General features: G+C 60.1%; 9 protein-coding genes. All 9 read right to left on the bottom strand.

Translation table 11 applies throughout. From position 1 onward, the window contains the following. Window positions 1–66 precede the first annotated feature (66 nt). On the bottom strand, window positions 67–1,197 hold the full coding sequence (locus AAEZ09_RS08200; protein ID WP_350598987.1) for a mannuronate-specific alginate lyase: 1,131 nt from the start codon (window positions 1,195–1,197) through the stop codon (window positions 67–69). An 11-nt stretch (window positions 1,198–1,208) separates the two neighbouring features. Then, entirely contained in the window at window positions 1,209–2,657 is a 1,449-nt protein-coding gene (locus tag AAEZ09_RS08195) for an alginate O-acetyltransferase (RefSeq protein ID WP_205892991.1), read from the bottom strand. Window positions 2,658–2,667: 10 nt separating this feature from the next. After that, on the bottom strand, window positions 2,668–4,242 hold the full coding sequence (gene algG / locus AAEZ09_RS08190) for a mannuronan 5-epimerase AlgG (protein ID WP_205892992.1): 1,575 nt from the start codon (window positions 4,240–4,242) through the stop codon (window positions 2,668–2,670). A gap of 26 nt (window positions 4,243–4,268) precedes the next feature. Then, window positions 4,269–5,756 (bottom strand): alginate export family protein, encoded by a 1,488-nt coding sequence (locus AAEZ09_RS08185; protein WP_350598985.1) that lies wholly within the window; start codon window positions 5,754–5,756, stop codon window positions 4,269–4,271. Continuing rightward, window positions 5,753–7,255, bottom strand: coding sequence for an alginate biosynthesis TPR repeat lipoprotein AlgK (gene algK, locus AAEZ09_RS08180; RefSeq protein WP_350598982.1), 1,503 nt, complete (start codon window positions 7,253–7,255; stop codon window positions 5,753–5,755). Before algK ends, AAEZ09_RS08185 begins: the two co-directional genes overlap by 4 nt. Window positions 7,256–7,270: 15 nt before the next feature. Continuing rightward, complete coding sequence (locus AAEZ09_RS08175; RefSeq protein ID WP_045061373.1) at window positions 7,271–8,440, bottom strand: alginate biosynthesis protein Alg44; 1,170 nt, start codon at window positions 8,438–8,440, stop codon at window positions 7,271–7,273. A 36-nt stretch (window positions 8,441–8,476) separates the two neighbouring features. Then, window positions 8,477–9,958 (bottom strand): mannuronan synthase, encoded by a 1,482-nt coding sequence (gene alg8 / locus AAEZ09_RS08170; protein WP_412548515.1) that lies wholly within the window; start codon window positions 9,956–9,958, stop codon window positions 8,477–8,479. Window positions 9,959–10,247: 289 nt separating this feature from the next. Then, entirely contained in the window at window positions 10,248–11,564 is a 1,317-nt protein-coding gene (locus tag AAEZ09_RS08165) for a nucleotide sugar dehydrogenase (RefSeq protein ID WP_045061371.1), read from the bottom strand. 800 nt (window positions 11,565–12,364) lie between these two features. Continuing rightward, window positions 12,365–13,144: a peroxide stress protein YaaA gene (gene yaaA, locus AAEZ09_RS08160; protein ID WP_350598980.1), complete on the bottom strand. Its 780-nt coding sequence runs from the start codon at window positions 13,142–13,144 to the stop codon at window positions 12,365–12,367. Between the last annotated feature and the right edge of the window lie 310 nt (window positions 13,145–13,454).

Raw genomic sequence — 13,454 nt, 5'->3', positions numbered from 1 at the left:
GAACAACCGGGGGGTTAACCCAAAAAACCCAAACTCGACACTGACCCTACGGGGCTATGTGCGGCTCTATGAGCCTTTGCCTTTTTCGCTGGCCGGGTCGTAGACCCTGGTCAGGTCACCCCCCAGCCGGAACGTCTTGAACGGTTGCATCTCGCGCTTCTTCTCAAGCACATCAGGGGAGCAGGTGTAGAGCGTGCAGAACGGTTCCAGCCAGGCGAATTTCGAGTCGACCTTGAGGTCGGTCATGTCCTGTTCCTTGCCGTTCTTCTTCTCAAATGCCTCAGGGTCTTCAACCCCGGCGAGCACTCGATCACCCAGGCGTTTGAGCGCGCCGTTGTTTTCCTGACGCACGTCCACACCGTTGACCAGCGCAAAACTGGCGATCATCGACAGCGGCGGCAGGGCGTAGTTGTGATAGGCGAGGGCGCGTTGCTGACGCTTCATTTCGTTAGGCAGGAAGCCATCGGCACCGACCTGATTGGCACCGACCTTGTATTCCTTCACGGCCCAGTCGAACAGGTCGCGGCGGTTGGTGGCGATGGAAGTTGCCATCACCGACCAGGCGGACCAGTAAGAGTGGTTGTTGGTTTTTTCCAGCGGCAGGTTGTCCCAGTCGCTCACCACCTGATCAGCCATCTTGCTGAACCAGGCCTCGATCAACTGCGACTCCTGCTGATGGTTCGCCAGCGGATGCGAGTCGGAGAATTTCAGGTGGATGTACGAAGACGCCATGCTGCCCAGCGCCCATTTGCGCATGGACTTGCCGGTGTGGTTGAAGTCCTTGGACATCAACGCATCGGCCTTGGCCCACGCGGTCAACCAGTTGAGCGTGCATTCGAGCTGTTCCGGGCGACCGTCACGCATGAACTGCATCACGCGCTTGCTGGTGCCGCGCTCGATCTTGGTGATATCTGCAGTGGTGTCGCGGAAGGCTTTTTCCGATGCTTTGTTCAGGGTCGAACGGGCCTTGTCGGAGCCTTCGTACTTGCTGCGAAATTGCAGCGAGCCGGTGTAGGGCGTCGGCATGGCATCACAGCCATCCTTGAAGTCGCCGGTCTTCACTTTCTCGATCGGCGCGAAGTAACCCTGGGGCGGCCGCAGTGGTGCGGCGGCCTGGGTGGCGCCGGCGAACATCGCCAGCGTCAGCAGAGAAGGTGCGAGCAACTTCTTCAGCGTTCGCGATTGCATGCATGTCATAAGAGGTAACCTCATTGCCCGGCTTGAGCGGTACGCTGCCCAGCGCCAGGGAACACGTTGCGTTTGCAGATTTTCGCTTCGACTTTCTGCGGCGCGGCACCTGCTTCAGGGCCCTGGACTTCGACGGCCAGCAAATTCTGCGAGGCCCAGTCTTCGTCCGTGCGCAACTCGAAGGCGAAACGCCCGTCGGTGTCGGATGTTTCCGGTTTGTCGATCTTGATGTCCTCGTGGCGACCGTTCATGTACCAGAGGGTGGCTTGCAGGGTTTTCACCGATGGATCGGCGAACCGGATGTCAACCTGGTGGCTGCTGTTTTGCAGGTTCAGGTTCTTGCTGTTGACCATCAATTCGTTCTTGCCCGGCTTCAATGTAGTGCTGCCGGTCATCTGTGCTTCCTTGCCTTCGCAACCGTTATCCAGCAGCGCCATCATCTGGCGGTAGATGGTTTCCTGGTCGAGGCGATAGAGCGGCGAGAATTCCCAGATCAGGATCTTCGGGGGCTTGGTCTGGAATTCTTCGCTGCCCAGGTACTGCAGCATCGAACCTTCCAGGCCACCGCCAGGGAACGCTACGTTGAGGATGTCAGCGCCGATGGCCTCTTGAAGGAAACCGGCGAAGTTGTAGTTCTTGCCACTGTGACTGGTACCGACCAGGGTGATCTCCGGATTACCGGAGTCGCTGAACAGATCGCCATCGGCGGCTTCGCCTTTGGGTTCCGTGGTGAATTGATCCATGTACTGGATGGCGTAACTGGTGCCGCAGAGTTGACCGGCCATATTGTGTAATGTTCCGGTCTTGCCCATGCGACCCGACTTATGGGTCTCGAATTCACGCTTGGGAATGTCGGCAAAGGCAGGAATCTGCTTGACCTTCTCGGCCACGATTTTCGCCGTGCGCTGGGCGCCATACGGGGTCCAGTGCTGGTCGCCGCGGAAATAGAAATCGTGGGCGGGCAGGGTGTCGGGCAGCGATTCGTTGGTCAGCGGCGACAGATCCGGCACTACGTAGCCCATTTGCGCGAAACGCCCGAGCATGGTCTTGTAGTTCTTCAGCGCCTTGTCGAAATCGAACTGGGCTTTATCCTGCGGATTGAGCTTGTTGCGGTTCACCAGGCCACGGGTGGGCTGGTACACGACCACCAGCTCGACGCCTTTACTCTTGAACGCATCGTGCAGTTGCTGCATGCGCTTGTAGCCGGCTGGCGTGGTGTCGAACTCGGTGCGCAAGTCTTCCTGCGTACGGAACAGCCAGTCGCCCTGGGCCTGCACCAGCGTGGTGAAGTTCTGCTGGTAACGCGTGGTGTAGTTCTTCGCGTCATGGGCTTCGGGGCACAGGTTGCAGCAAGGTTCGGCAGTAAAATCCGGCGCCTTGAGCTCGTCGGCGCGTACACCGTTGCTGGCAGCGAGAATCCCCAGGGTCAGGCCCGACAGGCTGAGTAATTTGATCAAGTGTGGGTGCATAAAATTATCCTCAGTCCTGCAGTTCGGTCTGGCGTTCGACAGGGTCGATCAGCACGGCTTTCTGCTGGCGTACCAGCAGGTCGAGAATTTCATCCTGGCGTTCGCCAAGAATCCCGTTGAAGCTGATGCCGCTGGATTTGGTCGGGGCGAGCATCGATACGCGATACAGCTCGACGCTCAAGGGCGAGTCGATGGACAGCGGGCCGCTGCCGTTGCCGGCCAGTTCGCCGCCAACGATGATCAGCGAGACCTGGGCGTCGAACGGGTCGAGCTTGATGTCGCGGTCGGTATCGCTCAGGTCCTTGATGTGGCCGTACACGCCGGTCAGGCCGTTGGCCATGGCCAGGTTTTCGTAGAGGCGGACGTTCACGCTGTTACGAATGCGGATGCCGTGGCGACGGTTGCTGATCACCTTGTTGCCATACAGCAGGTTGTCGGCACTCTCGTAGAGGGTGATGCCGTCGGTGTGGTTCTTGTAGATCTCGTTGTAGGCGACCAGGTTGTTGACGCTGTTCCGGTCGATCACCAGGCCCGACAGCTTGTTGTCGTAGCTGCGGTTGTTGAAGATGAAGCTGTCGTTGACCTCACGGGAAATGATGATCCCGTGCTTCTTCTTGGTTCCGTACACGGTGTTGTCGGCGATGATCAGGCCGTGGGAGCGGTCATGCGGGTCAATGCCGTAGACGATGTTGTCCTTGTAGGTATTGCCCTTGACCACGAAGCCTTCGGTTTCGTAGCAGTAGAAGCCGTACCACATGTCCGAGAACTCGGAGCCGACGATCCAGCCGGTCGGTTCGGCGCGCTTGAGCACCTTGGCCATGTTCGGCGTGTATTGGGAAATACTCACGCCGTAGGACTTGCTGTTGGCGTAGCCGAAACTGGCGAGCTTGCTGTTGGCGATGTAGGTCTCGGTGCCGCCCCAGGACAACAGGAACGGACGGAATTCCTTGGGCGACTTGAAGGTCGCCGGGCCATTTTCCTTCTCGCGCCAGCCGGTGATTTTGGTATCACGCACGAACAGCTGGCCGTCGTTGACCAGGAACGAGCCGGCCTCCTGGGACAGGCGCAGTTCCTGGGTCTGCTGGTCGATTTCGAGGATGCCTTTTTCACCGACCACGATCGGCAACTTCGCCAGGTAAACCCCCGGCGAGGTTTCGCTGAAGTACTGCTTGGGCAGCTTCTTCGCCAGGTCCTTGAGGTTCATGTAGCCGTCGTCGATGAAGATCGCCTGGGGGATGCCGTGCTGGCGCACTACCCATTCGGCCATCTTGTTATCGCCGCCGATGAAATCCTTCAGGGCGTTTTCCTGCATCATCCGGCGCACGCTGACTTTGCCGGCCTTGGTGCGAACGATCTTGGCGGCAATGGCTTCGGCGGTGTAGCCGGAGGTGTCCGGCAGCTTGGGTTTTGCCAGCTCCAGCGGCGCAGTCGGCGCACTGGTAACGGTGTAGGTTTTGGCCTGTTGCAGTTCCTTGCCCATGGTCACCGGCTTGCTCGCCGGCTCCACGTTGGCGAAGGCGGCCGCGCTTGCCAGCAGCATCGCGCCGGCCAGCAAGGTGATTGAACCTCGCTTCGGATTGTTCATGTCGGGCACTCCCTTCGCAGTTGGCATCAGAAGCGCCAGATCACGTCGATGAACGCACGGTGCATGTACGAGTCGACGTCCTTGCCATACGCATCACCCGGCTTGAACACGCCGCCACGAAAACGCACGAGGGCCGAAGGCTCGTCGATGGACTGGCTCAGGGAGGCTGGCAGCAAGCCTTGCTTGAAGTACTTGGTGACCACCAGGTCCATCTCCTGACCCAGGTCCTTGGTGCCGTCTTCCAGTGGCAGGGAAGTGCTGGAGAGCACCGCACCGGTGACGTCGTCGGTGTCGTTCTGTACCGCATTGATGCCGTTGCTGCCGACCGGCTTGTTGCCGTCGACGCGCCAGAACTTGTGGTAGATCAGGCTGGCGTCGTATTCGTCGTTGAGCATCCAGGAACCGAACAAGGTGGCGGTCTGCATGTTGTTCATTTCGCCGCGGAACGCTTCGCCGAAACGGTGCACGCGCGAACGGGTACCGGTGTAGGTCGAGCGGTTGCTTTCCAGGCCGTTCTGTTCGTAATCGGCGCTGGCGCGGGCGTAGGCGGCACCGACTTGCCATTGCTGATCGAGGCGCAGGCGTACGCCAATGTCGGTGGCCCAGCCGTTGAGGTCTTCACCACGCTTGGCTTCGGCCGGACGGGTGCCGTCGGCATTCAGCGCATTGACCGTGTCGGTGTCGCCGCTCATGCCGGTGATGCTGCCCCAATAATTGAGGGTGTTGGTGTTGCGGTAGTTATAGGCGTCGCTGTCGGCGGTGAGGCCCAGCCAGCTGATGTCGCCGTTCTGCTGCTTGTCCAGCGAGTCGCCCGCTACACCCGGTTCCGGGTAGTCGAGCTTGCCGTCGTCGTGGGTGTGGTGACCGCGAACGCCGACCCAGTTGCCCGGTGTCCACTGATAGGCCGCGTCGGCATAGGCGTGCAGGCGATCCTTGTCCTTGGGCGCGAGTTCCTTGAGGTCGGTGCGGTATTCGCTGAAGCGTTCGGCAACGCCGACGTTGGCGCGCAACAGGGTGGTATCGAAGGTCCAGTTCAGCGCTTCGATATTGGTGTCGCGCCATTGGCCGTCGTCGTTGCGCAGGCGCTGGCGCCCCAGCTTCAACTGCTCGCCCGGGTAAGGCGTGAGGCCGCTGTAGCCGACCCAGAACTCGCGCATGGCCAGGTAGTTCTTCTTGGTCTTGCGATCACTGTTGTCGGTGGTCTGGGTGCCGTCGCTATCGGACTGCTGCAGGGTGTCGGTTTCGATGATGTCGGTGGACGTCACCGCCTGACCCATGGCGTAGGCGCTCCACGCGCCGCTTTCGCCGTAGATCCAGGGGCGCAGGTCCAGGCCCACACCGCTGACGTCGCCGCCGCTGGCGGTACCCAGGTCACGGTCGTCCTCGGACTGGCCGGTGATTTTCACGTCCAGGCCGTAGTTCTGGGTTTCAGTCAGTGCCGCCAGGGTCGGGCACGACCACAGCAAGGCGAACGTCAGGCCAATGCCGGCCTGCACAAAGGGATTCAACTTCATAGGGATTCCTCGCCGTCTTCTTCTTGCAGGGCGTGCAGTTGCAGCGTGTTCTGGCTCAAGGCACCACGAACGGCCTGTTCCTGTTTCAACAGGCGTTGGGCCTCGGCGAGCTGGGCAGGCGGCAGTTGGGCTTCGAGTGTTTGCGCAAGCTCGGTGGCTTGAGGGGTGTCTTGAACCTTGGCCAGCTGGCTGAAGACATAGGCATTGAGCGGGTTAGGCTTGGTGCCCTTGCCTTGGGAGAACAGCTGGGCGATGGCGAAGTCGGCGCTGTTCTGGCCATTGCGCGCAGCGGTCAGCAGGTGGTCCAGGGCCTTTTGCGAATAGACTTTGCCCAGGTAGCCACGGCGATAAATCTGGCCGAGGTAGTAATCGGCTGCCACTTCGCGGCCGACGGCTTTCTGGAAGTGTTCTTCGGCTGCCTTGGCGTCGGCCGGGACCATCTTGCCTTCGTAGTAGAGCTTGCCCAGCAACAGTTCGGCGCGCGGCTGATCGGCGGCGCGGCCGTTGTCCAGGTACTTCATCATCGTGTCGACGTCGCCCAGTTCCGGGAAGTCGTAGAGCAGTTGCGCCAGGCTGACCCAGGAAGCGGGGTAGCCGGGGGCGATGCCTTCGAGCAGCGACTGGGCGGTTTTCTCGTCGGTAGTCCCAAGGGTTGCATCGCCGAGGACGCGGGCGACGCTGTCCACTCGCTGGGCGGAAACCGTGCCGCGGGCATGGGCGGCTTGCATCTGCTTGATCAGCTCGGCCTGTTGCTCGGGCTTGGCCTGTTTCTGATAGACCGTGGCCAGCTCGACGTAGCAGATGTCGGTGGTATTGAGCGCGGCTTTGCAGATGCTCTCGACTTCGTCCAGGTGCTGGTCGTAAGTGCCTTGGGTGCGATACAGCAGCACCTGGGCCAGACCGGCTTCAGGCTTGCCTTCGGCGCGCCATTGGCTGATCTGCTGTTGCGCGTTGACGTCCGGGAAGCTGTGGGGGTATTGCAGGTACAGCATGGCCAGTGGAATCAGGGTATTGCCCTGGCCATTGGCCGAGGCTTTCTTCAACAGGCCTTCGGCTTCGTGCTGTTCGGCTTCGGTGGAACCGGGCTTGGCCACCAGCAGGCGACCCAGGCGCGCCTGGGCCCGCGGCGAGACATCGACGGCCGCGCGATAAGTCGCCTCGGCCTGCCGGATCTGCGCCGGGTCACGGCTGTCGACCTGGATATCGGCGAGGCCTACCTGGGCTTCGCTGTAGCCGAGGTCGGCCAGTTGCTTGTAATTCTGCTGGGCCAGGGCGGTGTCGCCGCGCTTGAGGGCTTCGTTGGCCAGGCGCTGGTCGGGCAGGCCGGCGCAGCCAGCGAGGCTGACCGCCAGGGCCAGTGCACACATCGCACCCCTGTGGGAGCCAGCCTGCTGGCGATTCAAGCGGCTCGGTGCATCAGACAAACCGCAGCGATCCCATCGCGAGCAGGCTCGCTCCCACAGGGATTGCGGTGTTCTGAGGATAAGTGGAATCGTCACGGGCATGTCCTCCGGTTACAAACCAGCAGCCATGGCTTTGTCGATCAGCCAGTTCAGGTTTGGGCCACGGTCGCTGTTCACTTCAACCGGGCGACCGGCGAACTTGCTGTCCAGCGGCTCGTCCGGCTGGATCAGGACGCGGATGTCGGAGGACAGGTCGGCGCTTTTCAGGCTGGTGCTGCTGACGATCTTGCCGGTGCGGGATTTGTCTTCGCCGGCGATCTGGAAGCTGACCTGGGTACCCGGGCGCACGTCGCTGAACTGGCGGTACGAGAACCGCGCTTCGACGTTGGCTTCGCTGTTGCGCGGTACCAGTTGGAAGATCACGTCACCCTTACTGGCGTACTGACCGTCGGCAACCAGTTGCTGCGACACGGTGCAGTCGCACGGCGAGGTCAGGGTGCCGGTCATTTGCTTGCCGAACAGCTCTTCAACCTTGGCCGGCTGCAGCTGGTCTTCTTCCAGATGGCCCTTGAGCACATCGAGCATGCTGGTGCTGAAAGTCGCCAGTGGGGCGCCTTTGGCGGCGATGCCGTCGGCCTTGATCAGGCTCTGCACGGTGCCGTCGCGGGGCATGGTGATGTTCATGCCCGGCACGCTGACCAGACCCGCCTGGGCGTGGCTGACGAAGTACATGCCGTACACCGACTTGAAGATGAAACCGAACGCCGTGAGGCCGACGAGGAAAATCGCCAGGCTGAACGTCACCGCACGCAAACGCCCGAACGGGGTCATGCCGTGGCCGCCGTCCTTCATTTTGCGCGCCTTGGTGAAGTTGTCGCGCTGCAGGGTCGCCAGTACTTCACCCATGCTGACGATGTCGCCGGACAGGTGCGAAGTGATCAGGTGACGCAGAGTCGAGATGTCCTGCGGTTCCAGGTTCTGGAACTGGCAACCGGCGCGACCGGTCTGGCGATCGAACGAGCGCACTTGCAGTTCCACGTCCATGGCCAGGCCGAGGTTGTCGATCACGAATTGCAGGCGAGCCTTGTGCACGTCGCCGATCTTCAGCGGCAGCTGGCCGGCGTTGAAGGCCAGGCCTCCGGCGGAAAGGTCGAGGACCCGGGCTTCAATCGGGGTCCGGTCGGGACCGAAGAAACGCAGCTTCGCCGGGATTTTCACGCGGGCGTGTTGGCGCTGGGCTTCTGATTCGTGCACTACGTTGGCGTTGACGGCGGTATTCATATAGGCGATTTCCTGGTTAATTCAATAAGGGGGCGGTCAGACCATCATCAGCAGCACGGCGACAAAAATGCTGCCGGCGGAGAAGGTCATGGTCCGAGACGACCAGGTGTTGAACCAACGTTGAAAGCTGGCGAGATCACGGGTCAGTTTGGTGTCCTGGCGGGTCCAGGATTGTTGGTCGAGGCGGAAGAACACGTAGATCTTCACCAGCGCGCCGACGATCTGGTTGTAATAGAGGATCGCCGGGTAGGCCGGGCCGATCTTGTGACCCGAGCACGACAGCAGCAGGGTCAGGATCAGGCGGGTGATGCCGATCCACAGCAGGTAGACCAGGATGAACGCGGTGCCGTACTTGAAGCTGGCGATGATGGCCACGGTCAGGCCCAGCAGCGAGGTCCACATCGATACGCGTTGATCAAACAGCACCACCGAAGTGAACAGGCCGAGGCGTTTGACCCCCAGGCCCAGGGCGCGAGCGTTCTGGCGCAGGTTGTTGCCGTACCAGCGGAACATCAGTTTGCGGCTGGCCTTGATGAAGCTCTTTTCCGGCGGGTGTTCCACGGTGTGGATCGCCGCGTCCGGCACGTAAAACGTGTCGTAGCCCAGGCGCATCAGGCTGAACCAGCTCGACTTGTCGTCACCAGTGAGGAACTTGAAGCGGCCCAGGCGCCAGTGTTGCAACGAGTCGCTTTCCACGTCGGCGATGAAGTCCGGGTCGGTCACCACGGTGGCGCGGAACACCGACATCCGGCCGGTCATGGTCAGGACGCGCTTGGACAGAGCCATCGAGCACATGTTGATGTGGCGCTGGGCGAAGCGCAGTTTGTGCCACTCGCTCATGATGTAGCCGCCGCGCACTTCGCAGAACTCGTTGGTGGTCAGGCCGCCGACGTTGCCAAACAGCTGGAACCACGGCACGGTCTTGAGCACCACGCCCTCGGCGAGCACGGTGTCGCCATCGACCACGGCGACAACCGCACGGTCGTCCGGCATGTGCCGGGAGATCGCACGGAAACCGTAGGCCAGGCCATCACGTTTGCCGGTGCCGGGAATGCGCACGAAGTCGAGCTTGACCCGCTCTGGCGGGTTCATCCGCAACCAGAGGCTTTTGACCAGCAGCTCATCGGACATTTCCACGATGGAGCAGACCACGGTGGTCGGCAGGCCGCAGTCGATCGCTTCGCGAATCACCGAGCTGTAGACCTGGGCGGTGGTCAGCGCGTCGATACGGAAACTGGTAACCATCAGGAAGACGTGGGACGGGTCCGCCGCCTTGCCCAGCTTGCGCACTTTGCGGCGCAGGTGCGGGTAGACCACGTACAGAAACAGCATGCCGCGCAGAAAGTGCGTGGCACCCATCGAGTAGCGCCAGATACCGACGATACCGATCAGGAAGATGAAGTCCTTCGACTCGGAGTCGAACGTGGACACAGGCAGCGCCATGGCGATGCCCATCAAAATAGTGAGGTAAAACAGCCAGCCGGCGGCCTGAAGTAGGCCGTGCTTTAGCCTGTGCATAATCTGCATCCGTCTCGATCTCGGGCGAGCCTGTGGGGTGGCCCGATGGGGTTAAGGCAGGCTTACAAAAAACTTGCAAGGTTACGGGTGACACCGATCTTTTCGGGTTCACTCGAAACCCGGGTGAACCTGTGTAGGAGCTGCCGAAGGCTGCGATCTTTTGATCTTGATCTTTCAGGGTTCGCTCAGAACTCAAGTGACCCTGAAAAGATCGCAGCCTCGTTTCACTCGTCAGCTCCTACGACGGGTTCGCACAGTTGTTGCGCGGCGCCGAAGAGATGCCTTGCGGTTACCAGCAGATGCCTTCGGTGCGATCTTTGACGCTGGTGGCCTGGGACATGAAGCCAACCAGGTCGACCACTTGCTTGCCGTGCGGAGCGTTCTGCGCCAGGGCGCGGAATTTCTCGTCACGGTTGCCGAGGATGATCACGTCGGAGTTGTTGATCACATCGTCGAAGTCGGAGTTGAGCAGGGACGAGACGTGAGGGATCTTCGATTCGATGTAGTCCTTGTTGGCACCGTGGACACGGGCGTACTCGACGTTGCTGTCGTAGATGCTCAGGTCGTAACCCTTGCCGATCAGCATTTCGGCCAGGTCGACCAGCGGGCTTTCGCGCAGGTCGTCGGTGCCGGCCTTGAAGCTCAGGCCCAGCAGGGCGACTTTGCGTTTGTCGTGGCTGGAAACGATGTCGAAGGCGTTCTGTACCTGCGACACGTTGCTGCGCATCAGCGAGTTCAGCAGCGGCGCTTCGACGTCCAGGGAACCGGCGCGGAAGGTCAGGGCGCGCACGTCCTTGGGCAGGCAGGAACCGCCGAAGGCGAAGCCAGGGCGCATGTAGTACTGGGACAGGTTCAGTGTCTTGTCCTGGCAGACCACTTCCATCACTTCACGACCATCGACACCGACGGCCTTGGCAATGTTGCCGATCTCGTTGGCGAAGGTCACCTTGGTGGCGTGCCAGACGTTGCAGGTGTACTTGATCATCTCGGCAACCGCGATGTCCTTGCGGATGATCGGCGCGTCGAGCTCTTCGTACAGCGATTGCAGGACGTCGCCCGAGGCTTTGTCGAATTCGCCGATGACCGTCATGGGCGGCAGGTCATAGTCGGCGATCGCGGTGCTTTCACGCAGGAACTCAGGGTTCACTGCAACGCCGAAGTCGACGCCGGCTTTCTTGCCGGAGCAGTCCTCGAGGATCGGGATGACAACGTTTGCGACAGTGCCCGGCAGTACGGTGCTGCGAACCACGATGGTGTGGCGGGTGGTCTTGTCACGCAGGACAAAACCGATCTCGCGGCACACAGCCTCGATGTAGTTAAGTTCCAGGTCGCCGTTTTTCTTGCTCGGTGTGCCGACGCAGATCATCGACAGGTCGGTGTCGCGAATCGCTTCGGCGAAGTCGGTCGTGCCGCGCAGTTTGCCGGTATCGATGCCCTTGCGCAGAAGTTCGCCCAGACCCGGTTCAACGATCGGCGATTTGCCGGCGTTGATCATATCGATCTTGTCTTTGGCAACATCGACGCCAACCACGTCGTGGCCCCGTGCAGACAGGCAGCCGGCACAGACAGCGCCCACGTAACCCAAACCAAATATGCTGATGCGCATCGCAAATTACCTCAGTGTTTTATCAAGCCATTACATGGCCGGAGTTAATGGTGTTCAGCGGTCAAAGTGCACTCGGAAGTACGGCATACAAGCGCCGCCGTGCCGCGTACAGGCATATAAGTTCCGAGTGTCTAAATAAGTGCACTCAAGGTGTGCGTAACTAGGCTTTATTGTTATGGCTTGCCCTGTCATGCAGCGGATCCTCGGCTCAGAGGACCTTCGTGCAAAGGTCTTGCGCGCTCGATGCCAGGCGAAAGGCCCGTAGATCAAGCGGTTGGGTGCTCAGGCGAGCACGTTTATAGGGGCGCAGCCTTGGCCTTTCAGGGGATAGCAGTGTGGCTTATCTCCAGTCCTTTCAGTGTTGCCCAAATGAGCGATTAGTTAGCGCTAGTTCATGTGACAACTTCGCTGCATGAATCCCTTATCTGCGTAAGTTATCTCGTACAACCTCACGGATAATCGTTACCGGTGGTATGAGCGACGCATGTGGACATAGTTCCTGTCCGCCCATCGCGAAATCTGAAATTTCTTGAAATATAGAGAAAGATGGCACTGCTCTCATATTGATAGCACTTGCCGTCTCGCCCTTTATATATAGGCGTATAATTGCCGGGGATAGTTTTGTGCCACTACAGAGAAAAATTTTCGGTGCCACTACTGAAAAAAAACGTCGACGTCGAGTGAAACAAAAGTTAGGGGAGGGCGCGCTGTATTTTTGACGCCAGAATGTCGGCGATTCGGTGAGGGATTGTCAGACGATCAAACGTCGGCGCACGGAGATCGTGCGCCGAGCCGGTGCATCACTCGGGAGCGTGATCGCGAAGGAATACCAGGTTGTCCGGTTTAGACTGCTCGGCACTGAACCGATAGCCCTGGACGTCGAACTGCTTGAGCGCCAGCGGATCGTTGATGCGCTCTTCAATGACGAAGCGGCTCATCATTCCGCGGGCTTTTTTTGCGTAGAAACTGATGATCTTGTACTGGCCGTTTTTCAGGTCCTTGAACTCGGTATTGATGATGCGTGCGTTCAAGGCGCTGCGTTTGACGGCCGAAAAATACTCGTTAGAGGCCAGGTTCAGCAGCACGTCATCGCCCTGGTCGGCCAAGGCTTCGTTCAACCATTCGCTGATGCGCGTGCCCCAGAAGGCATACAGGTCCTTGCCACGGGCGTTTGCCAGTTTGGTGCCCATCTCCAGCCGGTACGGTTGCATCAGGTCCAGGGGGCGGAGCAGGCCGTACAGACCCGAGAGCATGCGCAAGTGTTCCTGGGCGTAATCGAAATCGGCTTCGCTGAAGGTTTGCGCGTTCAGCCCGGTGTAGACATCACCCTTGAAGGCCAGCAAGGCCTGTTTGGCGTTTTCCGGGGTGAATGCAGGCGTCCAGCTGCCAAAGCGCGCGGCATTGAGGCCGCCGATCTTGTCGGAGACGTGCATCAGCTCACTGATCTGCGCGGGCGTGAGGTCGCGCAATTGCTGGATCAGTTCCTGGGAATGGTCGAGGTACTGCGGCTGGGTGAAGCGCTGGGTGGCCGGCGGTGTTTCGTAGTCGAGGGTCTTGGCGGGGGAAATCACCATCAGCATGAAGTCGTCTCCTTTAATCGTGGGGGCGATTCTAGGGGGTTGTCTGCGTTGACTCCAGCTATGGGTGTGATAGGTGATCGGTGGTGTCATGGAAAAAGATCGCAGCCTCGTTTCACTTGGCAGCTCCTACGGATCGGGGTCACTTGGGACTGGGGTGCGGCACCTGCGGCAAGATCGCAGCCTCGTTTCACTTGGCAGCTCCTACGGATCGGGTTCACCGGGGATTGGGTGTGCTCCTGTAGATACTCTGTTACCGGTCAAGCTTTCAGCAGGTGTTTTTCGCTGAAAAGCTTGGCCGTATCAAAATCTT

The organism is Pseudomonas sp. 65/3-MNA-CIBAN-0223 (assembly GCF_040310425.1).
GTDB classification, from domain to species: Bacteria; Pseudomonadota; Gammaproteobacteria; order Pseudomonadales; family Pseudomonadaceae; genus Aquipseudomonas; species Aquipseudomonas gregormendelii.
The sequence above is the reverse complement of the archived record's forward strand: the minus strand, read 5'-3'. Positions and strand labels throughout refer to the sequence as shown.